At 63.2% G+C, this 25,778-nt stretch carries 24 protein-coding genes and 1 pseudogene; 6 read left to right on the top strand and 19 right to left on the bottom strand.

Annotated features, from left to right (window positions below; genetic code table 11):
* Positions 1 to 22: 22 nt before the first annotated feature.
* Positions 23 to 2,266 (bottom strand): ComEC/Rec2 family competence protein, encoded by a 2,244-nt coding sequence (locus tag GGQ99_RS04285; RefSeq protein ID WP_343061685.1) that lies wholly within the window; start codon positions 2,264 to 2,266, stop codon positions 23 to 25.
* A 336-nt stretch (positions 2,267 to 2,602) separates the two neighbouring features.
* Between GGQ99_RS04285 and gltX the strand changes: the two genes are divergently transcribed.
* Positions 2,603 to 4,027: a glutamate--tRNA ligase gene (gene gltX, locus GGQ99_RS04280; RefSeq protein WP_183262349.1), complete on the top strand. Its 1,425-nt coding sequence runs from the start codon at positions 2,603 to 2,605 to the stop codon at positions 4,025 to 4,027.
* Positions 4,028 to 4,206: 179 nt separating this feature from the next.
* Entirely contained in the window at positions 4,207 to 5,496 is a 1,290-nt protein-coding gene (gene gltA / locus GGQ99_RS04275; RefSeq protein ID WP_108608008.1) for a citrate synthase, read from the top strand.
* Between the two features lie 58 nt (positions 5,497 to 5,554).
* Here gltA and lpxB read toward each other — a convergent pair whose 3' ends face one another.
* The 15 genes and pseudogenes from lpxB to GGQ99_RS04200 form a co-directional block, all read right to left on the bottom strand.
* A complete protein-coding gene (gene lpxB / locus GGQ99_RS04270; RefSeq protein ID WP_183260895.1) occupies positions 5,555 to 6,718 on the bottom strand; it encodes a lipid-A-disaccharide synthase in 1,164 nt (387 codons plus the stop codon).
* Positions 6,715 to 7,605, bottom strand: a complete 891-nt coding sequence (locus GGQ99_RS04265) for an LpxI family protein (RefSeq protein ID WP_183260894.1) — start codon at positions 7,603 to 7,605, stop codon at positions 6,715 to 6,717. Before GGQ99_RS04265 ends, lpxB begins: the two co-directional genes overlap by 4 nt.
* Positions 7,592 to 8,428, bottom strand: a complete 837-nt coding sequence (gene lpxA, locus GGQ99_RS04260) for an acyl-ACP--UDP-N-acetylglucosamine O-acyltransferase (RefSeq protein ID WP_183260892.1) — start codon at positions 8,426 to 8,428, stop codon at positions 7,592 to 7,594. The genes GGQ99_RS04265 and lpxA overlap by 14 nt, the downstream gene beginning before the upstream one ends.
* An 11-nt stretch (positions 8,429 to 8,439) precedes the next feature.
* Positions 8,440 to 8,904 carry a 3-hydroxyacyl-ACP dehydratase FabZ gene (gene fabZ, locus GGQ99_RS04255; RefSeq protein ID WP_108608004.1) on the bottom strand — a complete coding sequence of 155 codons (465 nt, stop codon included), beginning with the start codon at positions 8,902 to 8,904 and terminating at the stop codon, positions 8,440 to 8,442.
* Positions 8,897 to 9,952, bottom strand: coding sequence for a UDP-3-O-(3-hydroxymyristoyl)glucosamine N-acyltransferase (gene lpxD, locus GGQ99_RS04250; protein WP_183260890.1), 1,056 nt, complete (start codon positions 9,950 to 9,952; stop codon positions 8,897 to 8,899). The genes fabZ and lpxD overlap by 8 nt, the downstream gene beginning before the upstream one ends.
* A 67-nt stretch (positions 9,953 to 10,019) precedes the next feature.
* A complete protein-coding gene (gene bamA / locus GGQ99_RS04245; RefSeq protein ID WP_183260888.1) occupies positions 10,020 to 12,386 on the bottom strand; it encodes an outer membrane protein assembly factor BamA in 2,367 nt (788 codons plus the stop codon).
* A gap of 220 nt (positions 12,387 to 12,606) precedes the next feature.
* A complete protein-coding gene (gene rseP, locus GGQ99_RS04240; RefSeq protein ID WP_108608001.1) occupies positions 12,607 to 13,746 on the bottom strand; it encodes an RIP metalloprotease RseP in 1,140 nt (379 codons plus the stop codon).
* 79 nt (positions 13,747 to 13,825) lie between these two features.
* A complete protein-coding gene (locus tag GGQ99_RS04235; protein WP_183260887.1) occupies positions 13,826 to 14,656 on the bottom strand; it encodes a phosphatidate cytidylyltransferase in 831 nt (276 codons plus the stop codon).
* Positions 14,657 to 14,667: 11 nt separating this feature from the next.
* Positions 14,668 to 15,405 (bottom strand): isoprenyl transferase, encoded by a 738-nt coding sequence (locus GGQ99_RS04230; protein ID WP_256371671.1) that lies wholly within the window; start codon positions 15,403 to 15,405, stop codon positions 14,668 to 14,670.
* 12 nt (positions 15,406 to 15,417) lie between these two features.
* The gene (frr, locus tag GGQ99_RS04225) at positions 15,418 to 15,972 is read right to left on the bottom strand and encodes a ribosome recycling factor (RefSeq protein ID WP_183260885.1); all 555 of its coding nucleotides are present in this window, start codon (positions 15,970 to 15,972) and stop codon (positions 15,418 to 15,420) included.
* A 42-nt stretch (positions 15,973 to 16,014) separates the two neighbouring features.
* Complete coding sequence (gene pyrH, locus GGQ99_RS04220) at positions 16,015 to 16,737, bottom strand: UMP kinase (protein ID WP_108607997.1); 723 nt, start codon at positions 16,735 to 16,737, stop codon at positions 16,015 to 16,017.
* A 111-nt stretch (positions 16,738 to 16,848) separates the two neighbouring features.
* Positions 16,849 to 17,769 (bottom strand): translation elongation factor Ts, encoded by a 921-nt coding sequence (tsf, locus tag GGQ99_RS04215; RefSeq protein WP_183260883.1) that lies wholly within the window; start codon positions 17,767 to 17,769, stop codon positions 16,849 to 16,851.
* Positions 17,770 to 17,890: 121 nt separating this feature from the next.
* On the bottom strand, positions 17,891 to 18,673 hold the full coding sequence (gene rpsB, locus GGQ99_RS04210) for a 30S ribosomal protein S2 (RefSeq protein WP_055977053.1): 783 nt from the start codon (positions 18,671 to 18,673) through the stop codon (positions 17,891 to 17,893).
* A 369-nt stretch (positions 18,674 to 19,042) separates the two neighbouring features.
* Positions 19,043 to 19,315: pseudogene (locus GGQ99_RS04205) on the bottom strand (DUF4031 domain-containing protein); the annotation flags it as partial.
* 10 nt (positions 19,316 to 19,325) lie between these two features.
* Entirely contained in the window at positions 19,326 to 20,153 is an 828-nt protein-coding gene (locus GGQ99_RS04200; RefSeq protein ID WP_183260879.1) for a cell envelope integrity EipB family protein, read from the bottom strand.
* Between the two features lie 143 nt (positions 20,154 to 20,296).
* On the opposite strand from GGQ99_RS04200, the gene GGQ99_RS04195 reads away from it, so the two are divergent.
* From GGQ99_RS04195 to GGQ99_RS04185, 3 genes are read left to right on the top strand one after another with little or no spacing between them, the layout of a single operon-like run.
* Positions 20,297 to 20,761, top strand: coding sequence for a RidA family protein (locus tag GGQ99_RS04195; RefSeq protein WP_183260876.1), 465 nt, complete (start codon positions 20,297 to 20,299; stop codon positions 20,759 to 20,761).
* A gap of 8 nt (positions 20,762 to 20,769) precedes the next feature.
* A complete protein-coding gene (locus GGQ99_RS04190) occupies positions 20,770 to 21,498 on the top strand; it encodes a glycerophosphodiester phosphodiesterase (protein WP_183260873.1) in 729 nt (242 codons plus the stop codon).
* 41 nt (positions 21,499 to 21,539) lie between these two features.
* On the top strand, positions 21,540 to 22,742 hold the full coding sequence (locus tag GGQ99_RS04185; RefSeq protein WP_183260871.1) for a GNAT family N-acetyltransferase: 1,203 nt from the start codon (positions 21,540 to 21,542) through the stop codon (positions 22,740 to 22,742).
* A gap of 7 nt (positions 22,743 to 22,749) precedes the next feature.
* On the opposite strand, the gene GGQ99_RS04180 is transcribed toward GGQ99_RS04185, so the two are convergent.
* Positions 22,750 to 23,079, bottom strand: a complete 330-nt coding sequence (locus tag GGQ99_RS04180; protein WP_183260869.1) for a DMT family transporter — start codon at positions 23,077 to 23,079, stop codon at positions 22,750 to 22,752.
* An 88-nt stretch (positions 23,080 to 23,167) separates the two neighbouring features.
* Here GGQ99_RS04180 and GGQ99_RS04175 point away from each other — a divergent pair, with 88 nt between their 5' ends.
* The gene (locus GGQ99_RS04175) at positions 23,168 to 23,599 is read left to right on the top strand and encodes an HIT family protein (protein WP_183260867.1); all 432 of its coding nucleotides are present in this window, start codon (positions 23,168 to 23,170) and stop codon (positions 23,597 to 23,599) included.
* Between the two features lie 6 nt (positions 23,600 to 23,605).
* Here the strand turns inward: GGQ99_RS04175 and GGQ99_RS04170 are convergent, their stop codons facing one another.
* Complete coding sequence (locus tag GGQ99_RS04170) at positions 23,606 to 24,742, bottom strand: phosphatase PAP2 family protein (protein WP_183260865.1); 1,137 nt, start codon at positions 24,740 to 24,742, stop codon at positions 23,606 to 23,608.
* The gene (locus GGQ99_RS04165; RefSeq protein WP_183260863.1) at positions 24,739 to 25,707 is read right to left on the bottom strand and encodes a phosphatase PAP2 family protein; all 969 of its coding nucleotides are present in this window, start codon (positions 25,705 to 25,707) and stop codon (positions 24,739 to 24,741) included. The genes GGQ99_RS04170 and GGQ99_RS04165 overlap by 4 nt, the downstream gene beginning before the upstream one ends.
* Positions 25,708 to 25,778: the final 71 nt, after the last annotated feature.

Below are 25,778 nucleotides of genomic sequence, written 5' to 3'. Positions count from 1 at the left end.
TCGGGAGCGCACTGCGCGCGACCTACTGAGCTGGCGTTGCCGGCTCCGGTGCGCCCTGACGTTTACTTTCCCGCCGATAGGGCGGCAGTCCCCTCGCCTCGCGGGAGAATTCTCGTTGCGCATGCCAAGGGCGGTATGGCGTGGCCACAGCGTGGCGGATGTCGACCTGTTGAGGAACGCCTCCCCCGCCAGGCGTCAGGAATATCGCCGCACTTCCCAGGCGTGCCAATTCACGGCTGGTGAGCACGACCACGGCTGAGTTTCCGCAAACGTTGCCTGCGGTGGCGTCGTTGACGACAACAAGGTCAGCGGAGGCACAGGCGCGCCTGGCGGCTTCCGCGTTTTCTGCATGAGCCACCTGCACGCCCGAGGGGTGCTCGACGAGACACAAGCCGTCGGCGCAGGAAAAGGCAGTGCCACTGCCGGAAGGGCTTGCGACGCCTGGGCTGGTCGCATTGTTCCGCTTGCTCTGGTTCGCCGGCCCCAGGCGCGTGGGGCCGACCACGTCCTCGGTCACCACGGCACGTTTCCAATTGTCGATTGTGAACTGGTTTGGCCGAGCACGATTGACTGCAAGCCTGCCTGCACCAACCGGTACGCCCATCAGGCGCGCGTCCTCCGAGACCAGCACGTCAGGCGCTTCCGCTTTCATCAATGCCAGCAGCGCGAAGGCCGCAAGCGGCAGAGCGGCAACGCGCAACCAGGTCGTGGCCATCGATGCGATGATCAGCGCCACCGTGACAAGGACGACCGAATGCGTCGAAACCAACCCGACCGCGTCGACGGGCGAGTGCTCGGAAAACCATTTGGCCAGCGCGATCATGGCCGTCAGGCCGGCACCCATCGTATCGAGGAAGATGCCATCGAGGCGGAACGGCATGAAGAGGCCGGCAAGCACGGCAAACGGCATGACCAGTACCGAGACGATCGGCATCACTGCCAGATTGGCGACAAGACTGAGCGGCGAGACGCGCTGGAAATGCCAGGCGCCGAAGACAGCAGTGGCAAGACCTGCGATCACCGAGGTCGCGGCAAGCCCGACCGCCATCGTAGCCAACCAGCGCCACAGCTTTGAGGGCATCGACCGCTGGATGGCCGGTTGAGCTTGCTGCTCACGCCGATCGGACCACCAAGCATAGGCGCCGACAAGTGCTGCAGTCGCGGCAAACGACATCTGGAAGCTCGGGCCGACCACCTCGTGCGGCGAGATGACGATGACCACGATGGCCGAGATCGCCAGATTGCGCATGGTCAAGGAGGCCCTGTCGAACAGCACCGCCGTCAGCATCACAGCCAGCATGATGAAGCTGCGTTGCGCTGCGACCTCCGCCCCGGAAACGAACAGATAGCCCGCTGTCGCGGCCAAGGCGGCGCTTGCCGCGTATTTCTTCACCGGACGATGCGAGGAGAAGGCTGGAAAGGCGGCGAAGCCCAGCCGCATCAGCAACATCACCGTGCCGGCGACCATCGCCATGTGCAGGCCCGAGATCGAAATGATGTGGTAGAGGCCGGTGCGCCGCAGCGCCTCGTTGACGTCTTCCGGGATGCCGCCACGCACGCCGACGACCAGCGCCGCAGCAATTTCCCCTTCAGCACCACCGATGCGATCGCGAATGCGCTGGGCGATGCGGTCGCGCGCGTTTTCCACCCAGGCTGATGCCTGGCCCACGGCCGATGGCGGCTTAGCAGCAGCGGCAAGCTCCGGACCCTTCATGAAAAAGCCGCTGGCGCCGATGCCATCGAAATAGCTTTCGAAGGAGAAGTCGTAGCTTCCCGGGCGCACCGGGCCTGACGGCGGCATCAGCCTGGCGTAGCCTGTCACTTGCGAACCGGCCCTCACGCCTTCGGGGACCTTGCGGGCGATGAGCCGCACGCGATCCGGCGCATAGCGCAACACCGGCCGTTCGGTCGCCAGGATATCGAGGGTCAGGCGCAGACGGCCGTTGTCGAGGGTATCTATCTCGACTACCCGCCCTGTGATGCCGGCCGATATCGCCGCGCCGAGCATCTTGGTTGCCATCCGTTCCGTTTCAATCGTGGCAATGGCCATGCCGAGCAGGCAGATGGCCGCAGCAGCAAGCGCGTAATAAGCCAGCCTGTTCGTACGCGTCAGAAATGCGAGCACAGCCAATAGCGCGAAGGCTGCGGCCAGCGGTACAAGGGGCGGTTCGGCACGAAAGCTGAAATAGGCAAGCGCCCCGATCGCCAGAAAGACCGGCACGAGCAGGAATGCGGCGCCACGATCGAGTTCGGTTTCGATAGCCACGCGAGTGGCTCGCATGGACGAGCGGAGAGCGGCACCTTGGTCCGACCATGGCGACGACCGGGGAAAATAGTGCCGTGGCGCCCGCGGCGAGGCGTCGCCCGGGGCATCAACCTCAAGCGCGCTCGGCCGTGCCCATGCCACGGCGGGCGCAACGGGGCCGCCCAGCAACGCGCGCTCGCTGGTCTCGACCACCGGAATGTTACCGGATTCCCCCTCCCGCACGCGGTCGCCCATCGGGCCTGCCTCTTGCGCCCCAGACCTTCTATGCTACATCAACGCCACCGAAACGCCATGCGCCGCCGGTCTTCGGCCAAGCGCGCTATGCCTCCCTTGGAAATCGCCATGTCCGTCGTCACCCGCTTCGCCCCCTCGCCCACCGGCTACCTGCACATCGGTGGTGCGCGCACGGCTCTCTTCAACTGGCTCTATGCCCGCCACACCGGCGGCACCATGCTGCTGCGCATCGAGGACACCGACCGCGAGCGCTCGACCGATGCTGCCACCGCGGCAATTCTCGAGGGCCTCACCTGGCTCGGCCTGACCTGGGAGGGCGAGCCGACCTCGCAATTCGAGCGCGCGCCGCGCCACCGCGAGGTCGCCGAGGAGCTCGTCCGCATGGGCAAGGCTTATTACTGCTACGCTTCGCAGGACGAGCTGACCGAAATGCGCGAGAAGGCCCGCGCCGAAGGCCGTCCGCCGCGCTACGATGGGCGCTGGCGCGACCGCGATCCGGCGGAAGCCCCGGCAGGCGTGAAGCCGGTGATCCGCATCAAGGCGCCGACAGAGGGCGAGACGCTGGTGCGTGACCGCGTGCAGGGCGACGTGCGCTTTCCCAACAAGGATCTCGACGATTTCATCATCCTGCGCTCGGATGGCGTGCCGACCTACATGCATGCCGTCGTCGTCGACGACCATGACATGGGCGTCACCCACATCATCCGCGGCGACGACCACCTGACCAACGCCGCGCGCCAGACGATCATCTATGTCGCCATGGGCTGGGATGTGCCTGTCATGGCCCACATCCCGCTGATCCATGGTGCCGACGGCGCAAAGCTGTCCAAGCGCCATGGCGCGCTTGGCGTCGATGCCTATCGCGCCATGGGCTACCTGCCCGAGGCATTGCTCAACTATCTCGCCCGCCTCGGCTGGAGCCATGGCGACGACGAGGTGATGAGCATCGAGGACATGATCGCCTGGTTCGAGATCGAGGACGTCAACAAGGGTGCGGCGCGCTTCGACTTCGCCAAGCTCGAGGCGCTGAACGGCGTCCACATGCGCCAGATGGACGACAGGAAGCTGTTCGACATCTTTTTGGCAACCTTGCCCTACCTGCCCGGCGGCGATGCGATCCTCGCCAGGCTCGACGACAAGCGCAAGGCGCAGCTGCTGGCCGCCATGCCCGGTCTCAAGGAGCGCGCCAAGACGCTGATCGAGCTTGCGGATGGCGCGGGCTTCCTGTTTGCCGAGCGTCCCTTGCCTCTCGACGAAAAGGCGGCAGCGCTTCTGGCCGGTCCGGCCAAGGATGTGCTCAAGGGCGCGCACGCGGCGCTGGCCGGCGTCAACGAAGACTGGAACGCCGCTTCGGCGGAGGCAGCGATCCGCGAATTTGCCGGGCGCGAGAACGTCAAGTTGGGAGCCGTCGCACAGCCCTTGCGTGCAGCCCTGACGGGTAAAAGCACGTCTCCCGGCGTGTTCGATGTGTTGGCCGTCCTGGGGCGCGACGAAAGTCTAGCCCGCATTTCCGATCAAATCGATTAGGTCAGCAGTGCTTTCCTAGTTTTGCATTGAAATGAGGCTATTGCGGTGCAACATTGCGGCAACAGGTCAATTTGAAAGCAGCGGGGAAGCTGGGGGCTCGGGCATTCCGGGCCTAACGGGTTGCCTTGTTATGAAGATTGCGCCGCCCAGGGCGGCAACTCAGCACTAAGGAGTATGCGATGACTGATTCGACCGCCAAACTGGAGTTCCGCGGCCAGACCCACGAGTTCAAGGTGCGCGCCGGAACGGTCGGACCAGATGTGATCGACATCGCATCGCTCTACGCCACCACCGGCGCTTTCACCTACGACCCCGGCTTCACCTCGACGGCGAGCTGCGAGTCGGAGATCACCTTCATCGATGGCGATGCCGGCATCCTGCTGCACCGCGGCTATCCGATCGACCAGTTGGCCGAGCACGGCGACTTCCTCGAGGTCTGCTACCTCCTGCTCTATGGCGAACTGCCGACCAAGTCCCAGAAGGACGACTTCGACCATCGCGTCACGCGCCACACCATGGTGCATGAGCAGATGTCGCGCTTCTTCACCGGTTTCCGCCGCGACGCGCACCCGATGGCTGTCATGTGCGGCGTGGTCGGCGCCCTGTCGGCCTTCTATCACGACTCGACCGATATCTCGGATCCGCACCAGCGCATGGTCGCTTCGATCCGCCTGATCGCCAAGATGCCGACGATCGCGGCGATGGCCTACAAGTACCATATCGGCCAGCCCTTCGTTTACCCCAAGAACGAGCTGAACTTTGCCGCCAACTTCCTGCACATGTGCTTTGCCGTGCCGTGCGAGGAGTACAAGGTCAATCCGGTGCTCGCCCGCGCCATGGAGCGCATCTTCATCCTCCATGCCGACCACGAGCAGAACGCCTCGACCTCGACCGTGCGCCTCGCCGGTTCCTCGGGCGCCAACCCGTTCGCCTGCATCGCCGCCGGCATTGCCTGCCTTTGGGGTCCGGCCCATGGCGGCGCCAATGAAGCGGCGCTCAACATGCTGAGCGAAATCGGCCATGTCGACCGCATTCCGGAATTCGTCGCCCGCGCCAAGGACAAGAACGATCCGTTCCGCCTGATGGGCTTCGGCCACCGCGTCTACAAGAACTACGATCCCCGCGCCAAGATCATGCAGAAGACCACGCATGAAGTGCTCGGCGAACTTGGCATCAAGGACGATCCGATGCTCGACGTCGCGATGGAGCTCGAGCGCATCGCGCTGACCGACGAATACTTCATCGAAAAGAAGCTCTACCCGAACATCGACTTCTACTCGGGCATCACGCTGAAGGCGCTGGGATTCCCCACCACCATGTTCACCGTGCTGTTCGCGCTCGCCCGCACCGTCGGCTGGATCGCGCAGTGGAAGGAAATGATCGAGGATCCACGCCAGAAGATCGGCCGTCCGCGCCAGCTCTACACCGGTGCTGCCGAGCGCGACTATCTGCCGATCGCCAAGCGCTAAGCGCCAAGCGAAACGAATTGAACAACGCCCGCCAAGCTCTTGCCTGGCGGGCGTTTTTTCATTTTGCGATGTGTTTGAGCACAGCTTCGGCGGCAAGTTCGCCGGAGGGGCGATCGGTCGTCATGCGCCGGAGGATCTCGGCAAAGCCGTCCTTCTGCCAGCGCCTGATGCCGCTGTCGGCGAACAGGCCCTCGATGTGACGCGCCATCCACTGCGGGCGCACATACTGGTTGTAGGCTTCGAACACCACCGGCCTGTCGGCGATCAGGTTGGGCAGCGACGCGCTCCAGACGGTGATCAGCCCCTGCACCACGCGCATGAAGGTGTCGAGCTTGTAGTTCGACATCATCGGTACGCCGGCGAGCGCAAGCTCCAGCGACACCGTTCCCGACGCTATCAGCGCCGCATCGGCCTCGCCGAAGGCCTGCCATTTGCGCTGCGGGTCGAGGATGATCTCGGGTTTTTCCGGCCAGCTAGAGACAGCATCTTCGACCAGGCTGGCCACATGCGGCACCGTCGGCAGTAGCAGGCGCAAGCGGTGACCGCGTGCGCGCAGGATCGAAACGGTCTCGCCAAACGGGCCGATCAGGCCGCGCACTTCGCTGCGGCGCGAGCCCGGAAGCAGCAGAAGTGTCTTTTCGCGGTCGGGCGAAAGAGTGCCCTTGCCTTCCTGCATGGCGGCTGCGACGGCGATACCGGGATCGCTGACCAGCCGGTGGCCGACGAAAGTGCCGTGCGGGCCGCCCAGCCGGGCAAGCTCGGCGGGTTCGAAGGGCAGGATGCAAAGCACTTCATCGACATGCGGCTCCATCGCCTTGGCCCGGCTCGGCCGCCACGCCCACACGCTCGGGCAGATGTAGTGGACGATCGGAATCCCAGGCGCGAGCGCGCGAACATTCCTGGCCACGCGCAGCGAAAAATCCGGGCTGTCGATAGTGATGAGGCAATCCGGCTTTTCGGCAGCTACGAGGCGCGCCGTCTGGCCGATCCGCCGCATCAGGCGCGGCAGGTCGCGGACGATCGCCGTCAGTCCCATCAGCGCGATCTCGCTGGCATCGAACAGCGGCGAAAGCCCCAGTTGCTGCAAATGCCGGCCGCCGGTGCCGACCAGCCTGACCTCGCGGCCGGTCAGTCGCTGCAGCGCCCGCACCAGGTCGGCGCCCAGGAGGTCGCCCGACTCTTCGCCGGCGACGATGGCGATCTTGAGCGGCGGCTGAGTCATTTGCCCCTCTCACTCGTCAGACCAACAACGAAGAGGCCGAGCCGATCGGCACGTTCCACGACCTCGCCAACATCGAGCACGAAGGAGCGTCCAGCTTCGACACCAATTCCGGCCAGGCCCGCAGCGTGTGCCGCATCCACCGTTGCGGGACCGATGGTCGGCAGGTCGGCGCGCATTTCCTGGCCGGGCTTGGCACATTTGACCAGGACGCCGCGCTTGCGGCCGGAGATACGACCGTTGTTGCGCAGGTCACGGACACGTTCGAGCAGAAGATCGGTTCCCTCGATGCCTTCAAGGGCGATGGCCCGTCCGCCTATGGCGACGGCGGCCTGGCCGATGTCGAGCGCCCCGATGGCGCTTGCGGCCTCCAGCCCGGCCCGGAGGTCGGCCCAGTCACCGTCCTTGGGCGCAAGCCCGCCGATCCTGCCTTCTATGGCAAGCAAGTCCGGCACGACCTGATGCGCACCCACGACCTTGATGCCGTTGTTCTCGATCAGGTCGACCAATATGCGGAGCAGACCGTCGTCGCCGCGCGCAAAACCGGCCAGCGCCCGCGGCAGGATGCGAAGAAGCGAAACGCTTGGACGGATGGCGCGCCAAGCCGGACGGCGGCTGATGCCACCGGCGAGCACGAGATGGGTGATGCGCTCGCGCTTGAGCAGCGGAACAAGCGCTGCGAACTGCTCGATCGCCAGCACCTTGCCGTCATAGCTCCACAGGCTGGTGCCGGGATCGGTCTCGCCTTCGATCAGTACGATGAATGGCGCGTGTCCCGTCTCGGCCAGGCTCTCGGCCACATTGACGGGAAGGCGGCCGCTGCCGGCAACGACAGCGACCCGGTCGGCCGCGGAAAGGACTATCTTCTTTCCGCCCTCAGCTTTCGTCATCGGCGGCGTCGTCGGAGACGGCGGTTCGGAGCGGCGGCACCGTGAAATGGCGCTTGCCCCGTGCCTGGATGAAATCGAGCATGTCGCGCACGATGGCCGACCCCTGGAACTCGCGTTCGACAGCCGGAATGTTCTCGGCCACTGCGCGTGCGGGGTCGAAGATCATCTTGTAGGCCTTGCGCAGCGCAAAGATTTCGGCGCGCGGCAGGCCTGAGCGCTTCATGCCGATGACATTGAGCCCGCGCAGCCGGGCGCGGTTGCCCATTACCATGCCATAGGGAATGATGTCGCCGTCGATGATGGCAGCGCCGCCAGCGAAGGCATGATGGCCGATACGCGTCATCTGGTGGACCGCACACAACCCGCCAAGCGTCACGTTGTTGCCGACCTCGACATGGCCGCCAAGCGTCGCGACATTGGCCATGGTGACATTGTCGCCGACGATGCAGTCATGAGCGATGTGCGCATAGGCGAGAAACAGCCCGTTGTCGCCGACAGTGGTGGCGCCACGGCTGGTGTCGGTGCCAAGATGCATGGTCACGCCTTCGCGGATCGTGCAGTTCTTGCCGACGACAAGCGTCGTGCGGCCGCCCTTATGCTTGTTGTTCTGCGGTGCTGCGCCGAGCGTCGCCTGCGGGAAGACCTTGCAGCCTTCACCAAGGGTGGTTGCGCCCATGATGGCGACGTGGCTCATCAGTTCGACGCGATCGCCGATGACGGCATCGGCGCTGACATGGCAGAACGGCCCGATGCGGACGCCCGCGCCCAGCTTTGCGCCAGTTTCGACGACGGCGGCGGGATGGATGAAAGTTTCGGTGTGCATGAAAGGTCTTGCTATTCCTTCGGCACCATCATCGCCGCCACCTCGGCCTCGGCCACGGTGACGCCATCGACCTGCGCATCGCAGGCGAATTTGAGGATATTGCCGCGTTTCTTGATCTTCTTGACGTGAATTCTGAGCTGGTCGCCAGGCACGACCGGCTTACGGAACTTGGCCGCATCGACAGTCATCAGGTAGACCAGCGACGGGCTTTCGTCGACCACCAGGCGCAGGCAGATCGCGCCGGCGGTCTGCGCCATCGCTTCGATGATCAGCACGCCCGGCATCACCGGCTGGCCGGGGAAATGGCCCTGGAAATGCGGCTCGTTGAAAGTGACGTTCTTGATGCCGACAGCTGAATCGTCGCCGTCGATGTCGACGATACGGTCGATCAGCAGGAACGGATAGCGATGTGGCAAAAGCTTGAACAGGCCGAGAATGTCGACGGATTCGAGCGTCTTGGTCGTCTGGTCAGTCATTGCCCCCACCGTCCTTCTTTGTCTTGGCCATCTTCTTGAGCCATGCGAACTCGCGCATCGCATCCTTCATCGGCTTGGCCGGAAAACCGGCCCAGATCTCGCCTGCAGGCACGTCATGCATGAAGCCGCTGCGCGCCGCCAGCCTGGCCCCTGCGCCGACCGTCAGATGGTCTGCAAGCCCGACGCCGCCGCCCATCATGACATTGTCGCCAACGGTGACCGAGCCCGAAATACCCGTTAGACCGGCGATGACGCAATTGCGGCCAATGCGCACGTTGTGGGCGATCTGGACGAGATTGTCGATCTTGGTGTTTTCGCCGATGATCGTATCTGCCATGGCGCCGCGGTCGACCGTCGAATTGGCGCCGATCTCGACATTGTCCTGGATGATGACCCGGCCGATCTGCGGAATGCGTTCCGGTCCGCGCGCGCCGCCGGCGAAACCAAAACCGTCCTGGCCGATACGGGCGCCGGCATGGATGATGACCCCGTTGCCGATCAGCGCATACTGGATTGAACTATGCGGGCCGATGTAGCAATCGCGCCCCACCTGCGAGGAACGGCCGATCACGGCGTTGGCTGCGACGACCGTGCCGGCGCCGACACCTGCCTTGGGTCCGATGACCGCACCGGCCTCGATGATCGCGCCCGTCTCGACATGGGCGGTGGGATCGATATGCGCAAAGGGCGAAATGCCTGCTTCACCGGTCGCACCGACCGGGCGCTCGGCGTCGGGATAAAGCAGTCGGCCGATGCGTGCGAAAGCCTGCTGCGGACGTGGCGTCACCAGGACGGCAATACCATCGGGCACAAGGCCGACAACATCAGGCGTGCAAAGCACGGCTGCCGCATGAAGCGTCGGCAACGACGCGCCGTTGCGCTTGCCATCGACGAACACCAAGGCACCTTCGCCGCCAGCAGAAGCAGACGCGATGGTTGAAATCTCAATGTGGGAATGGCCGGGATCGGCGAGCACGGCCCCGGTAAGCCCGGCCACCTCGCCAACCGAATAGCGGCGCGACGGCACAAAAAACACCGGATCCGTCATGAAATGCTGTTCCAGCTAGGCCGGGGCCTTCCGGGCCATGATGGCCCGGAAGCGTCGTTCCGCCAAATTAGAAGCGGGTCGAGATGCCGAAGTTGAATTCCTGCGTGTCGTCCGTGTCTTCCTTCTGGACCGGCACCGCGTAGTCGATGCGAAGCGGACCGAAGGGCGACGCCCAGAGCAGGCCGATACCCACCGAAGCGCGCCACTGCATGTCGGTGCCAACGATCGTCGGAACGCCCTCAACCTTGCTGCCGTAGAGCGTCGCCGCGTCGGCAAAGACCGCACCGCGCAGGCCGAAGCTCTCCGGCACCACCGGGATCGGGAACTGGGCCTCGGCCGAAGCATTGAAGTAGGTCGTACCACCCAAGTGGTCGTCGCCATCCGTGTCGATTGGACCAATGCCGTTGTATTTGAAACCACGGATCATGCGGTCGTTGTTCTTGAAGTGATCGAACACACGCAGGCCATCGTCGCCGAAGCCCTGAATGTGACCGCCGCCCGCCGAGACGAGGCCAACGATATCAAGCTCTTCCGACAGCGTCTGGTAGTAGCTGGCACGACCGGTGACCTTGACGAACTTGGCGTCACCACCGAGGCCTGCCACTTCGGTCGTGAAGTTGGCATAGATGCCGCCATGCGGGTTCTTCATGTCGTCGATGGTGTTGTACACCAGCGTGCCGCTGACCGACGACTTGATCCAAGGGCTATCTTCAACACCGTCCAGGATTGCCTTCGAAATATCGCATTTGGCAGGGTCGTAGGCGCCACCAGCGTCCAAGCAATCCTCGTCGAGAGCATACTTTTCCTGCGAAATATTGTAGGCGAGCTGCGTCGAGATATTGTCGGTGATCGGCAGGCCGAAGCGGATGGTGCCCCCCGTGATGTCACTTTCATATTCGTCGTACTTGCGCGTCTGGCGGAACACGTCGAATCCGGCAGCGATACGGCGGCCGAGGAAGTACGGCTCGGTGAACGAGAAGCTGTAGTCACGCGAATTCTTGCCGCCACCGGCGGAGAACTTGATGAACTGGCCGCGGCCGAGGAAGTTGCGCTCGGTGATCGAGCCTTCCACCGACGGGCCGGCATTGTCGCCACCGGTCGAATAGCCGGCGCCGATCGAGAACTCGCCGGTCGACTTCTCAACCAGGTCGACAACCAGCACGACCTGGTCGGGCTGCGAACCGGGAGCGGTGGAGACTTCGACACGTTCGAAGAAGTTCAGTGCCTCGAGGCGCTTCTTCGCGCGCTGGATGAGCACCTGATTGAAGGCATCGCCCTCGCTGACGTCGAATTCGCGACGGATCACGAAGTCGCGGGTGCGCTCGTTGCCGCGGATTTCGATGCGCTCGACATAAGCCTTGGCGCCCTGATCGACCGTGTAGACGACCGAGATCGTGCGGTTTTCGAAGTTGCGGTCACCGCGCGGCGTCACCTTGGCGAAGGCATAGCCCTTGCCGGCAACGTTTTCGGTGATTCCGATGATCGAATCCTCGACGTCCTTGGCGTTGTAGGTGTCGCCCTTGCGCGTCTCGACCAGCGACTGCAGCGTCGCGCCGTCGATCTCGGGGATCGTGCTTTCGACCGTGACGTCGCCGAACGTATAGCGCTGGCCTTCGTCGACGGTGATCGTGATGGTGTACTGGTTGGTCGCTTCGTCGAGCTCGCCAAAGGCGGAAACGACCTGGAAGTCGGCGTAGCCGTGATTGAAGTAGAAGCGGCGCAGCGCCTCTTCGTCGGCGCGCAGACGATCCTCGTCATAGATATCGTCACGCAGCATGAACGACAGGAACGACGAACGCTTGGTCGAAATCACATCCGCAAGGCGGCGGTCGCCATAGGCGTCGTTGCCGACGAAATTGACCGCGGCGATCTTGGTGCGGCCGCCTTCGTTGATCTCGAACACCACGTTCACGCGGTTTTCGCCAAGGTCCATGACATTGGTGCCAACGGTGACATCGTCGCGGCCGACGCGCTTGTAGGCTTCCTTGATCGCCTGGGCGTCAGCTTCGAGCGCTGCCTGCGAGAACGCGCCACGCGGCTTGAGCTGAACGGCCCCGCCGAGTGCCGCGTCCTTGAGCTTCTTGTTGCCCTGGAACAGCACGTTGTTGACGACCTGGTATTCGGAAACCTGAATCACCAGGGTCGAACCGACCTGGTTGATACGGACATCGGAGAACAGGCCGCTGCCGAACAGCGCCTTCACGGCCTCGTCGATATCGGCATTCGAGAACGACTTGCCCGGCTTGATGGAAATGTAGTTGCGAACGGTGTCCGCATCGACGCGCTGGTTGCCGCGCACCTCGACCCGGTTGACCACCGCCGCCTCTGCGGCGGACACGGCAACAAACTGGACCGCCACTGCGCCAGGAATGGCCAGTGCGGCGGACAGAGCCACCGCGGACGCGGCGCTCGCAAACTTCAATGCTGCCTTCATCGGGCTATATAACCTTTTTCTCGAAGTCCCCACGGCGAGAAAACCGGACGTCGCGGTAAATTTCCCATACCGTAATAACCGGATTTTCCCTACACGCAAGGCTTCTAGTTAATTTGTATTTACTTACCCTGCGAGCGTGACTTTCGCGTCACTCATATCGCCCCGGATGGTAAACGCTCCCTCAACGGGCCCCCTGCCCGTTCCGAATTTCTTAATGATTTCAGCAGCCAAACAGGTCGTTCCAGAAAACGAAACCCATGAAGGCAAGAACCAGAATCATCCCCACACGATAGACCGCCTCCATTGCCCGTTCCGAAACGGGACGGCGGATCACTGCCTCGACGGCATAGAACGCGAGATGGCCGCCGTCCAGCGGAGGAATCGGCAATAAGTTAAGAAAGCCGATGCCGACCGACAACAACGCCACCAGTTGAACCAGCCACATGAAGCCCAACTGGGCTGCCTTTCCTGCCATGTCCGCAATCTTGACCGGTCCGCCAAGCTGGCACTTGTCTTCGCGCCCGACCACGAATCGCTTCAGGAACTGGCCGGTTCGCTGGATGATGTGGCCCGTCTCGGACACCGCCTGAACGAAGGCCCCGCCCGGGCTGTAGCTGATCAGCCGCGGCTGGCCCAGTTCCTCGTTGTTGACCACCCCGATGACGGCCACCTTGACCGAATTGCCGAGCGCATCCTTCTGCTCCATCATCTCCGGCGTGGCCGTAAGCGCGATCTCCTTGCCGTCGCGCATCATGACGAAGGCAATCGCATCGCCGCCCCGGCCTGAGACCAGCCGCTGGACGTCGGAGAAGGTTTCCACCGGCTTGCCATCGACGCTGACGAATCGGTCGCCCGGCAGGATGCCGGCGTTGGCGGCCGGGCTTGCCGCCCTCACCTCCGCCACGGTCGGCTCCATGACGTAGCGGCCATAGGCCGAAAACAGCACGGTAAAGACCGCGATCGTGAGAAGGAAATTGAACAGAGGACCTGCAACGACAGTCGCAGCGCGCTTCCAGACCGGCTGGGTGTGGAAGGCTATCTTATGCTCCGCCGGGCTGAGATTGTCGTCCTCGGCGCCTGCCGGCTTGCTGGTGACGCTCATGTCGCCGACAAACTTGACATAGCCACCCAGCGGTATCGCACAGAGCTTCCAGCGCGTGCCGCGACGGTCGTTGAAGCCGAGCAGCTCCGGCCCAAAACCGATCGAGAAGGCCTTCACGCCGATGCCGCACCAGCGGCCGACGAGGTAGTGGCCCATCTCGTGTACGAAAACGACGATGGTCAGAACGAACAGGAACGGCACGATGGTGCCGATCAAAAGGCCGTCCGTGCTCAGGAAGGCGGGAAGATACTCGTTCAAATCAAGTCCTCAACCAGTACCATCGAGCCCCATCTGGGCCAACTTGCCTTGCCCGACGCTTGCGCCGCGCTGCAGTGGCTCAGGCTGGAAACAGCCCCTGCGCCGGATGATCGGCCGAACCGGACATCCAGCCGATGACGTATAGGGCAAATGCCGCCGCGACAAGCCCGTCCACCCGGTCCATCACGCCGCCATGACCGGGAATCAGCGAGCCCGAGTCCTTGTAGCCATGCCGGCGCTTGACCCAGGATTCGAACAGGTCGCCGGCCTGGGAAATCACCGACAGCAGCAGCGCGACAACAGCCAGCAGCGCAAGATTGCCGCTACCAGCGGTACTTGCGAGCAATAGCCCGGCCACGACGCCGCCAACGGCTCCACCAAGTGCGCCGCTGCGGGTCTTGCCGGGTGAGATTGCAGGCGCAAGCTTTGGCCCACCGACCTTTCGGCCGACGAAATAGGCGAAGATGTCGGTCGCCCAGACGACCGCGAACAGAAACAGGATGGCGACCAGCCCGGATGCGTCATTGCCGCGCAGGAGGGCCAAAGACAGGCCGGAGAGCGCTGCGTAGCCGAATCCGGCGGCTTCCCATGCCGCCACCCCGCGCAACCGCCCCACGATCCAGAGAATCAACGTGAATGCGGCGACCAAGCCGATCAGGGCAAGCGCGGGCACGCCGGCGACCAGCGCCCCGGCAAACAGCAGGATCGCCACTTCAGGCAGGATGCCAAGATCGCCAGCGGCCCAGACAGCACCGGTCTTGGCGCGCGACATGGTCGACCATTCGTAGAAAATGGCCAGGACGATCGCCGCCGACAGCAAGCGAAACGGCAGGCCGCCGCCCCAGGTCAGGGCGAGCACCGCCGTCGCCAGCACGATCGCCGAGATTGTCCGAAGCTGGAGGTTGCTCATGCGTTCCGCCGTCACAAAGCGACGTCGCGAGTGGCAAGCCCGCCGAAGCGGCGCTCGCGGCCGGTATATTCGCGCAAGGCGTCGGCCAGATGCTCGCGATTGAAATCCGGCCAGTAGCAGGGCTGGAACACCAGTTCGCTATAGGCCGACTGCCAGGGCAGGAAATTGGAAAGCCTGATCTCGCCGCTGGTGCGGATCACCAGGTCGGGATCGGGTATCCCCGCGGTATCGAGGTTTTCGGCAAACAGCTCCGGCGTGATTTCTTCGCTCGAGATCTCGCCACGCTTGACCGCTTCCGCCAGCCGGCTCGCGGCGCGCGCGATCTCGTCGCGCCCGCCATAATTGAAGGCAATCACCAGCGTCAGCGAATCGTTTCCGGCGGTCAGCGTTTCGGCTTCCTCCAGAAGGCAGCGAATGTCCGGCTGCAGCGTCGCCCGGTCGCCGATGATGCGCACCCGCACGCCGCTGTTGTGCAGTTCGGCCAGGTCGCGGCGAATGAAGATCTTGAGCAAGCCCATGAGATCGGTGACCTCGGACTTGGGCCGCGACCAGTTCTCCGAAGAAAACGCGTAGACCGTCAGCCAGGAGATGCCAAGGTCGGCGGCGGCACGAACGGTACGGCGCAGCGCCTCGACGCCAGCCCTGTGCCCGGCAACGCGCGGCAGGCCCCGGGCCTTCGCCCAACGGCCATTGCCATCCATGATGATCGCGACATGCGCGGGCGTAGTCATCCGTTCGCTTTCGGCCAGCCTCTGGTTGGCTTAGACTTGCATGATCTCGGCTTCTTTGCCCGCAAGCAGGCTATCGACCTGGTTGATCGTGTCGTCGGTCAGCTTCTGCACCTTCTCGGACTGGACGCGCTGGTCGTCCTGGCTGATGTCGCCGTCCTTCTCGGCCTTTTTCAACGCTTCCATGCCGTCACGGCGCACATGGCGCGTCGCAACCTTGGCGTTTTCGGCATAGGTGTGGGCGATCTTGACCAGTTCCTTGCGGCGCTGCTCGTTGAGCTCCGGCAGTGGAATGCGCAGATTGGTGCCGTCGACGATCGGATTGAAGCCAAGGTTCGATTCGCGGATGGCGCGATCGACCGCACCGACCATGGACTTGTCCCACACCGAGACCGAGATCATGCGCGGCTCGGGCACCGACACCGTCGCCACCTGGTTGAGCGGCATGGCCGATCCATAGGCCTGGACCTGGATCGGATCGAGCAGGTTGCTCGAGGCGCGGCCAGTGCGCAGAGAAGCAAGATCATGCTTGAACGCGTTAATGGCGCCTTCCATGCGGCGCTGAAGATCGTTGTAGTCGGTGCTCATCGCAGTCTCCTTGGTCCCGGTTCCGGGGCCATCGTTCAATCGTCAGGCGTCCGCTACAACCGTGCAGCGACCGCCACCCTTCAATATTTCGCCGAAACCGCCTTTTTCATGGATCGAATAGACGATTATCGGGATGTTGTTTTCACGCGCAAGGGCAATTGCCGCCGTATCCATGATCGACAGCCCCTGGGCAATGACTTCCTTATGCGTGATGCGCTCGAAACGCGTCGCGGCCGGGTCCTTCTTGGGATCGGCCGAGTAGACGCCGTCGACCTGGGTGCCCTTGAACAGCGCATCGGCGCCGATCTCGGCCGCGCGCAACGCTGCCGCCGAATCGGTGGTGAAGAACGGATTGCCCGTGCCGCCGGCGAAGATGACGACCTTGCCGGCATCCATGTAGGCGGTTGCCTGACGCTGAGAAAAGCTTTCGCAGAGCTCGGGCATGGCGATCGCCGACAGCACGACGGCATCGACCCCGAGCTTGTGGAGTGATGTACGCAGCGCCAGCGAATTGATGACGGTGGCGAGCATGCCCATGTGGTCGCCGGTGACCCGGTCGCCGCCCTTGGAGGCCACGGCCACGCCGCGGAAGATGTTGCCGCCGCCGATGACCACGCCAACCTCGACGCCGAGCGCCCTCGCCTCGGCGATGTCGGAAGCGATGCGGTCGACCACCGACACGTCGATGCCGAAATGCTGCTCGCCCATCAGGGCCTCGCCCGACGCCTTAAGCAGTACGCGCCGGTAGAGCGGCTTGTCGGTCATGAGTTCCTCGCGGCGATTGAAAGATCGGGAGTTCCGATACACGAAGGGCGCCGCGATGTCACGCGGCGCCCTTCGGCTATCCTCAGGAAGCGCTTGATGCAGCGCTACTTTTTAGCCCTTAACGGCCGCGGCAACTTCGGCTGCGAAGTCGCTCTCTTCCTTCTCGATGCCTTCACCGAGTGCGAAGCGGACATAGCCCGTGATCTTGGCCGGCGCGCCGATCTGCTTCTCGGCGTCCTTGAGCGCTGCCTCGACCGTCAGGTCAGGGTTGAGCACGAAGGCCTGCTTGAGCAGCACGACTTCCTCGTAGAACTTGCGCATGCGGCCTTCGACCATCTTCTCGATGATGTTCTCGGGCTTGCCCGACTGGCGGGCTTGGTCGGCGAAGATCGCCTTTTCGCGCTCGACATGCGTCGCGTCGACTTCGTCGGGGGTCAGGGCGAGCGGGTTGGTCGCCGCGACGTGCATGGCGACCTGGCGTGCGAACGCACGGGCCGCATCGTGGTTGCCGGTCGTCTCGATGGCAACCAGAACACCGAGCTTGCCGAGGTTGTCGGCGACAGCATTGTGCACGTAGGTCGCGACGACGCCTTCTGCAACCGAAAGCTTGGCCGAGCGGCGGAAGCTCATGTTCTCGCCGATGGTGCCGACCGCATCCTTGATGGTGTCGGCAACCGACTTGTCGGAACCCGGATACTTCGCAGCAGCAACCGCCTCGGTGGCGCCATAGGCAAGAGCAACCTTGGCGACGTCGGCGACGATTTCCTGGAAGGCTGCGTTGCGTGCAACGAAGTCGGTCTCGGAGTTGACTTCGACGACGACGGCTTCGCGGACGCCGGCGTCGACGCCGATCAGGCCTTCGGCGGCCGTGCGGCCGGCCTTCTTGTCAGCCTTCGAGATACCCTTCTTGCGCAGCCAGTCGACCGCAGCTTCCATGTCGCCGCCGGTCTCGTTGAGAGCCGCCTTGCAATCCATCATGCCCGCGCCCGTCAGTTCGCGGAGTTCTTTAACCTGTGCTGCCGAAATGCTCATTGTGGTGGCCTCTTTGCTTCAAAATGCGCGAGCGCACCACCGAGGGTTCGATGATGCGCCGAACGCCGGCGCGAGCTGCGCCCAATCCTGAAAAGGAAGGCCGGTTTCCCGGCCTTCGCGATTACGCCTGGGGCGTTTCGGTCGTCGGAGCCGCATCGAGCGCAGGCTCAACCGGAACTTCAGCCGATGCGCCGATGTCGACGCCGAGCGAGCCCTGCTGGCGGGCGATGCCGTCGATCGCAGCCTTGGCGACCAGGTCGCAGTAGAGCTGGATCGCGCGGGCAGCGTCGTCATTGCCCGGGATCGGGAAGTCGATCTTGTCCGGATCGCAGTTGGAATCGATGATCGCGACGACCGGAATGCCAAGACGCTTGGCTTCCTGGATGGCGATGGCTTCCTTGTTGGTGTCGATGACGAACATCAGGTCCGGCGTCGAGCCCATGTCCTTGATGCCGCCGAGGGCCTTGTCCAGCTTCTCGCGCTCGCGCTCGAGGTTCAGGCGCTCCTTCTTGGTGAAGCCCTGGGCTTCGCCGGCCAGGAGTTCGTCGAGCTTGCGCAGGCGCTGGATCGAATTCGAGATCGTCTTCCAGTTGGTCAGCATGCCGCCGAGCCAGCGCGAGTTGACGTAGTACTGGGCAGAACGCTGTGCGGCGTCAGCGACGATGTCCGAAGCCTGACGCTTGGTGCCGACGAACAGCACGCGACCGCCGCGCGAAACGGTGTCCGAGATCTGCTTCAGCGCCTGGTGCAGCAGCGGCACGGTCTGGCTGAGGTCGATGATGTGGATGTTGTTGCGGGCGCCATAGATGTAGGGCGCCATCTTCGGGTTCCAGCGGTGGGTCTGGTGGCCGAAGTGAGAACCAGCTTCAAGAAGCTGGCGCATGCTGAAATCAGGCAGTGCCATTCGTCATTTCCTTTTCCGGTTAGCCTCCACGGACCATGACGCTTTTCGCTTGATTGCTCGAAACGCCACCGGGGGGTCTCAGCCGGATTTCTCCCGGGCAGAAACCAGAGTCCGTGTGTGGAATGCGGCGGCATATAGACGTATTGGCTGGCGAGCGCAACCCCGAGAGCTGCTCGAAAGCTGCGCAAATCGAGGCTTGGCGTGCTGCTGGAGCCTGCATCAGCCCCCTGGGAACTGCACGCCAAGCATCACGCTTGAAAAGTGAGGCCGATTCTCGCGGCGTCTTGGTCAACCCATTCAGCTGCCGGCTGCCCAGCGGGAGACGCCCGGCTCGTCCTGCCTCGCCTCTTGTTTCACCGGCTGCGGTTGCCGCCGCTTGAAGTTGCGCACCCGAACACGGCGGAACACGGCCACGATCTCCTCGCGGCTGCATTCGACAGCCCCCAGGCGCACGGCGCGATCACGCTCAAAGCCGGTGATGTCGTAGTGCGGGGCCGACGTCTTGGGCGGCCCCTGATAGGAGGAGCGTTTCAGCGCAAGCTGGGCGGCAAAGCGATGCAGTTCGTCGGTGTCGTCGGCAAGCAGGTGGCACCAGCGATGGCCCACCCACTTCCAGATTGCTGCATCGACATAGACCGCCACGAATACCCGCTTACGGCTTGCATTCGGCTTGCGGCACAGGAAACAGCGAGAGATTGACCAGCTTGCCGGTCATCGAGAAGTCGCCGTAATCCATCACCAGATCGCGCGTCAGGCCGTTCTCATGCAGCTTGAAGCTGATGCGGTACTCGGGCACCTCCTCACCGCCGCCCTTGCTTTCATCGAAATAGGCAATGTCGACGGGCCAATATTTGTCCTTGGCGAGGCTGGCGAGCGCGGGACGCTCCGGATCGGCTTCCGGCGCCGCGCTCTTCTTGCCGACGATCACGGTTGTCGTCATGACCTTGTCGGCATCCTCGGAGCCGTCGAACAGGCTGGTCTCGTAGAAGGTCTCGCCCTTCTCGGCCTTTTCGATCAGTTCGACCAGATGCTGGGTCGGGAACTGGGTCTTGGCAAGATCGACGGAACCGGCCTCCGGCTTTTCCAGCGCGACCTTGAGGCCGGTCGCGTCGAGCGTCGCCGTACCCTTGACCTCCTTGTCGAGGTTCTGGTCGACGAAGGATTTGGTCACGAAGGAGAAATTCTTGCCCTCGCCATCCTCGAAGGTGGTCGTCTGCTGGTCTGTCAGCCGCGTGTTGTCGTTGGTCGCGATCTGGGTGACGAAACGGAACTTGACCGTATAGCCCTCGCAAGCGGAGCCGTTGAACTCGTAGACCATGCGGCCGGAAAGGCCGGTGATTCCCGACCGGTCCGAGGCCTGGTCGAGCACCAGATCATAGACCGCGCGATGGGGTGCGAGCACCGGCGCGGCAAAGGCCGGCGCCAACGAAAGCGCAGAGGTGGACAGGCTGGCGAGAAAAACAAGGCGCGTTGCGCGCATACACTGGCTCCGATCGGCGCGGCCATGTCAGGCCGCCTTGAATGATGGTCCACCTTAAAAAAAGTCGTGGCGGAAGCGAGGCAAACATAGCACTTTCAGCGCGGCCTCACCTGCCACCAGAGACACAGAGATAAGGAAAGACGATGGGCGAAACAATCGAAAAGCGGCTGGGCGATCTCGGGGTCACCTTGCCCGCGGCAGCCGCGCCAGCCGCCAACTACGTACCGTTCATGACATCAGGCAATTTCGTCTTCACCGCCGGCCAGTTGCCGCTCAAGGATGGCAAGCTGCTGGCCTCCGGCCTCGTCGGCCGCGACGTCGACACCGAGGCGGCCAAGCAAGCGGCCAAGCAATGCGCCGTCAACATCCTGGCCCAGGCCAAGGCGGCACTCGGCGACCTCGAAAAGATCCGCCGGCTGGTCAAGATCACCGTCTTCGTCGCCTCGTCGTCCGATTTCACGGACCAGCATCTCGTCGCCAACGGCGCCTCGGATTTCCTGGTCGCGGCACTTGGCGAGCGCGGCAAGCATGCGCGTTCGGCGGTCGGCGTCGCCTCCCTGCCGCTCAATGCCGCAGTCGAGATCGAAGCCATCATCGAGACCGAGTGAACAGATCCATGAGCGAACTTTCCTGGCTGACCGCCCGCCCGATTGCCCATCGCGGCCTGCACGACCTCAACAAGACCTGCTGGGAGAACACGCTTTCGGCGTTCGAACGCGCAGCCGCCCGCGGCTACGCCATCGAATGCGACGTGCATCTGAGCGCCGACGGCGATGTCGTCGTGTTCCACGACAACTCTCTGGACCGCCTGACCGGCACCAACGGCTACATCTGGCAGCGAACCGCGGGCGAACTGGCCGCACTGCGTATCGGCGGCACTGCCGATCACGTGCCGACGCTTGGCGAATTGCTCCGCCTCGTCGACGGCCGCGTGCCGCTGGTCATCGAGCTCAAGGGCATTCCCGGCCACGACGACGGCCTTGTCGCCAAGGTCGGCGAAGCCCTGCGCCACTACAACGGCAAGGTGGCGATCATGTCCTTCGACCACTGGCTGATCCGTGACTTCACAAGGCATGCGCCCGGCATCCCCGGCGGCCTGACCGCCTGGGGCGACGTGGATCATGAACTGGAGGCGCATTTCTCGATGCTGGCGCATGGCATCTCGTTTGTCTCCTACAGCGTGACGCACCTGCCCAACCGCTTTGTCAGCTTCGTCCGCGAAAAGCTCGCAATGCCGGTCATCACCTGGACGGTGCGCGACGAAGAAGCTGTGAGGACAACCTTCTCGCGGGCCGACCAGATGACATTCGAGGGATTCGAGCCGGATGCAGCTTCGGTTGCGTGAACGCCCTTGCATCGGCGGCTTTCGAACGTAAGTAAAAGCGCATGAGCACTGCGAACGATGCCGGGGCGAAGATAGCGGATGGCGGCTACGCCGTCCGCGTCGTTTCCAGCATCGGCGAGTTCAGCCGCGACGAGTGGAACAGCCTTGCCGGCGCTTCCAGGGTCACAGGTCTCGGCTACAATCCGTTCGTTTCATACGATTTTCTGACGATAGTCGAAGAGTCCGGCTGCGCCGTCACGAGAACCGGCTGGCAGGGCCATCACCTCCGTCTGGAGTCCGCAGACGGCAAGTTCCTTGGCGCACTGCCCTGCTACGCCAAGTCGCACAGCCAGGGCGAATACGTCTTCGACCACGGCTGGGCCGATGCCTTCGAACGCGCCGGCGGCCGCTACTATCCCAAGCTCCAGGCCTCGGTGCCTTTTACCCCCGCGACGGGCCCTCGCCTGCTGACCGTCGGCGGCGCCGATGCGACCCAGGCCAAATCGGCCTTGGCCACGGCGCTGAGAAGCGTTGCCGAAGGTGTGGGCGTGTCATCGGCGCATGTCACCTTCGCCGAGGCGGACGAGGTCGACATCCTCGAAGCCACCGGCTTTCTCCGTCGCACCGACCAACAGTTCCACTTCATCAATGAAGGCTTCGCGGGTTACGACGATTTCCTGGCCACCCTGGCCTCGCGCAAGCGCAAGGCGCTGAAGAAGGAGCGGCGCGAGGCGCTGGCTGAGGACATTACCATCGAGCGCCTGACCGGCAGGGACATCACCGAGGCGCATTGGGACGATTTCTTCGCCTTCTACATGGACACGGGCGGCCGCAAGTGGGGTCGTCCCTATCTTAACCGCAAGTTCTTCTCGCTGGTCGGAGAGCGCATGGCCGACGACGTGCTGCTGGTCATGGCCAGGCGCGGCGGCCGCTACATCGCCGGCGCCATCAATTTCATCGGCTCGGATACGCTTTATGGGCGCAACTGGGGCTGCATCGAGGACCACCCCTTCCTGCATTTCGAGGTTTGCTACCACCAGGCCATCGACTTCGCCATCGAACGCAAGCTGACGGTCGTCGAGGCTGGCGCCCAGGGCGAGCACAAGCTGGCACGCGGCTATCGTCCTGTCACGACGCAGTCGGCCCACTACATCGTCCACCCAGGTCTCCGGCGGGCGATTGCCGACTATCTCGGCCGTGAACGGCGGGAAGTGGCAGAGATCGGCGAATTCCTCGACGAGCACGGCCCGTTCCGTCGCGGCTAGCCGCGGGTCAATGCACCACTGACTTCGAAAACAGGTTGATGACGACCACCCCGGCCATGATCAGGCCGATGCCCAGCAGCGCCGGCAGGTCGAGCGCCTGGCGAAACCAGACCCAGGCGATCGCGGTGATGAAGACGATGCCGGCGCCGCACCACAGCGCATAGACGACACCGACAGGCACCGTGCGCAGCACCAGGGACAGGAAATAGAACGCGGCGGCATAGCCTGCGACCGTGACGAGCGATGGCAGCAGCCTGGTAAACCCGTTTGTTTCCTTGAGTGCGGTGGTGGCGACGACCTCGAAGGCCACCGCAACAATCAGATAGATGTAGGTCAACTCAACTCCTCTCGGTCGCTCGCGGCTTGACGTTCGCGACACCAGCGCCGAAACATCCACCACGAAACCGCATCAAACGGGATAGGCCATGTCGAGCGTCGAATACGATCCAAACAACATCTTTGCCAAGATACTGCGCGGCGAAATCCCTTCGCACCGTGTCTACGAAGACGACGACGTCATCGCCTTCATGGACGTGATGCCGCAAGGCACCGGCCATACGCTGGTGGTGCCGAAATCGCCGTCGCGCAACCTGCTTGACGCTGACCCGGCGACGCTCGGCAAGCTCATGGCCGCCGTCCAGAAGGTTGCGCGGGCAGTCATGTCGGCGTTTGCCGCCGACGGCGTGATCGTGACCCAGTTCAACGAGGAGGTAGCCGGGCAGACCGTCTTCCACCTGCACGTCCACATCGTCCCGCGCTTCGAGGGCGTGGCCCTCAAGCCGCACAGCGGCGTAATGGAGAAGCCGGAAGTGCTGGCGGCGAACGCGGAGAAGGTCAGGGCTGCGCTGGCTGGATGAGACTTGCTACGACAAGGTGCTCGCCGTCGCGGGCCCTTTGGTGCGCCGCATAGCCTTGCTTCCGGTCAGATAGCCTGCAAGTTTCCAGAGCAAGACAACGCCGATCGCCGAGACATATGCGTCGATGGCGTAGTGCCAGCCCAGATGGATCGATCCGACAAAAATGGTCAATCCAAACACCGCGGCCGCCGCGGCCAGCCAGCGGTTGACGTGACGTGCTGCCAGAAACAGCAGCACGCACATGGCATTGTGGATGGATGGCATCGCAGAAATGCCGGAAACGATCGTCGCGGCATCGTTGACATAGGCGCCCCAGAGCCCCTCCCGTACCTGCATCGTGGTCAGGCCCCAGGCGCTGTCGGCCTGCTCCAGCTTTTGCACCAGATCGGTGAAGCGCGACGGGCCGCCATAGACCCTGTCATAGTAGATCGGCCCGACAGAAGACAGGGCAGTCGCGCAGACGATGCCGAGGATGCCCCAGACAAAAACGTAGCTCAGCAGGAACTGATGGCGAATGCCGAAGCGGTCGGGCATGCCGATGAGAACGGCTGTCGGCACGAAAACAGCGAAAAACCAGAGATAGTAAATCTTGTCGAGGATCGCCGTGGCGCTGCCATAGCCGATAACTCTCTCGATCAAGACCCACGGCTGCACGCCGAAATGCAACAGGCGATCGACTTCCTGAAAAACGACATCCAGTTGATATGGATGAAACACAGCGATGTTCGATTTGAAATCGCTGTATGAGTTCATCACCATGCTCATGGCAACGGCGGCGGGAACCGCGACAGCAGCATTTTTCCAGGTGAATATTTCGGACCAGAGATAGCTGAAGCTCGCGGAGAGCGATCTGGTCCGAACGGTTTCGAAAACAAGATAGCAGCTCAGCGCTATGGCCCATGATGCGACGAACGTGGCCAGGCTCTGGAACCAAGTCATGGCGATCACCGTCGCCGGATCCGGCAGCAGTTCGAAGCGAGCTACAACAACCAGTGCCGCGGCCAGAAGAAACACCCCTTGAGCGCGCCAGTTCGCCTTCAGGAAGTCGGCCAGCCGGTCGATGCCTGCCCCGGTGCGGATCGCAGGAGCAGCCAAGGCGCCGCCTTCGGGCAACACATCCAGAGTGCGGGGTTTCTCGCTCATGAGAGGGGCTCGGCAACAACACGCCGCGCACCGGCGAGGTCCAGCAGTTTGTCGGCAGCCCACCAGGCAACAAAGGCCACGACAATCCCGCCGATGATGTCGGCGAGGTGGTGGCCGCCGTCGACAGGGGTCGACAGGATCACCGCAATGTTGAGGACAAATACGGGCCAGAACCAGAATCGGGCTCGGGCAAAAGCCAGGATGATCAGTACCGAAAGCGTGCCATGGTAGGACGGGAAGGCGATCAGACCACGCGGCTCATCAAGAGAGATAAAGCGCGCCAGGCCATTTCGGAGATCGAAAAACGCCTGCTTGTATTCGAGGTCCACGATCGGATTGTTCATCATCGTGAATTCGACCGGTGGACGAATGGTGCCAAGCGCACCGGCCGCCGGCAGGATCGCAGAAATCACGATGCAGGTCAGCGCGCCCAGCATCACGGCGAGGACGAACCGCTGAACACGCACAACCTCGCCCATCAGGCCAAGGGCAACCACCGTCAGCGCGACCTGGGTCAACGTCGTGATGTAGACGATCGACGACAGTGTACCGAGCCACGGCCGCTCATTGACAAAGCCGACATAGGACAGCCAGTCAAAACCGACGGCGGTATCGAAGGCGATCAATCGATCGTCGATCATCGGCAGGTTTGTCGACGTCATCAACGTGCTGAGGACAGCGGCCGAGGTCGAAAACACCAACAAGACAGCGGTTTCAGAACAGAGCACCTCGAACCGCTTCATCGGGCGCTTGACCCGGTAGAACCATCCGACCGCAACAAGCACCACGGTGACGATGGCAGCCTTGGCGGCGCTGGCCACGTCAAACTCAAAGTCGGTCCCGGCAATCCACGCGAAATCGATGACCAAGATCGCAACGATGATTGCGGCCTTCATTGCGAGCTGCCTATCAAGCCCCGCAGCCAGCGATGGCATATGTGTCGATGTCGCGTGAACTTCAGCCATGCCCTCACCCCTGAAACGGCAAGCCGGCAGGTTAGGAAACAGCAGTTAAGTTGACGTGAATCCACAATCCG

The sequence above is a fragment of the Aminobacter niigataensis genome (assembly GCF_014200015.1).
GTDB lineage: Bacteria > Pseudomonadota > Alphaproteobacteria > Rhizobiales > Rhizobiaceae > Aminobacter > Aminobacter niigataensis.
This window is presented reverse-complemented; position numbering and strand designations above follow the sequence as displayed.

Bases quoted from the DNA above. Each gene is read 5' to 3' on its own strand.
- GGQ99_RS04195 (WP_183260876.1), top strand. From the start codon at position 20,297: ATGGGCGAAACAATCGAAAAGCGGCTGGGCGATCTCGGGGTCACCTTG.
- gltA (WP_108608008.1), top strand. From the start codon at position 4,207: ATGACTGATTCGACCGCCAAACTGGAGTTCCGCGGCCAGACCCACGAG.
- GGQ99_RS04265 (WP_183260894.1), bottom strand. From the start codon at position 7,605: ATGACGAAAGCTGAGGGCGGAAAGAAGATAGTCCTTTCCGCGGCCGAC.
- pyrH (WP_108607997.1), bottom strand. From the start codon at position 16,737: ATGACCGACAAGCCGCTCTACCGGCGCGTACTGCTTAAGGCGTCGGGC.
- GGQ99_RS04185 (WP_183260871.1), top strand. From the start codon at position 21,540: ATGAGCACTGCGAACGATGCCGGGGCGAAGATAGCGGATGGCGGCTAC.
- GGQ99_RS04190 (WP_183260873.1), top strand. From the start codon at position 20,770: ATGAGCGAACTTTCCTGGCTGACCGCCCGCCCGATTGCCCATCGCGGC.
- lpxD (WP_183260890.1), bottom strand. From the start codon at position 9,952: ATGACGGATCCGGTGTTTTTTGTGCCGTCGCGCCGCTATTCGGTTGGC.
- lpxB (WP_183260895.1), bottom strand. From the start codon at position 6,718: ATGACTCAGCCGCCGCTCAAGATCGCCATCGTCGCCGGCGAAGAGTCG.
- bamA (WP_183260888.1), bottom strand. From the start codon at position 12,386: ATGAAGGCAGCATTGAAGTTTGCGAGCGCCGCGTCCGCGGTGGCTCTG.
- frr (WP_183260885.1), bottom strand. From the start codon at position 15,972: ATGAGCACCGACTACAACGATCTTCAGCGCCGCATGGAAGGCGCCATT.
- tsf (WP_183260883.1), bottom strand. From the start codon at position 17,769: ATGAGCATTTCGGCAGCACAGGTTAAAGAACTCCGCGAACTGACGGGC.
- GGQ99_RS04175 (WP_183260867.1), top strand. From the start codon at position 23,168: ATGTCGAGCGTCGAATACGATCCAAACAACATCTTTGCCAAGATACTG.
- GGQ99_RS04235 (WP_183260887.1), bottom strand. From the start codon at position 14,656: ATGAGCAACCTCCAGCTTCGGACAATCTCGGCGATCGTGCTGGCGACG.
- GGQ99_RS04170 (WP_183260865.1), bottom strand. From the start codon at position 24,742: ATGAGCGAGAAACCCCGCACTCTGGATGTGTTGCCCGAAGGCGGCGCC.
- lpxA (WP_183260892.1), bottom strand. From the start codon at position 8,428: ATGCACACCGAAACTTTCATCCATCCCGCCGCCGTCGTCGAAACTGGC.
- GGQ99_RS04200 (WP_183260879.1), bottom strand. From the start codon at position 20,153: ATGCGCGCAACGCGCCTTGTTTTTCTCGCCAGCCTGTCCACCTCTGCG.
- fabZ (WP_108608004.1), bottom strand. From the start codon at position 8,904: ATGACTGACCAGACGACCAAGACGCTCGAATCCGTCGACATTCTCGGC.
- rpsB (WP_055977053.1), bottom strand. From the start codon at position 18,673: ATGGCACTGCCTGATTTCAGCATGCGCCAGCTTCTTGAAGCTGGTTCT.
- GGQ99_RS04165 (WP_183260863.1), bottom strand. From the start codon at position 25,707: ATGGCTGAAGTTCACGCGACATCGACACATATGCCATCGCTGGCTGCG.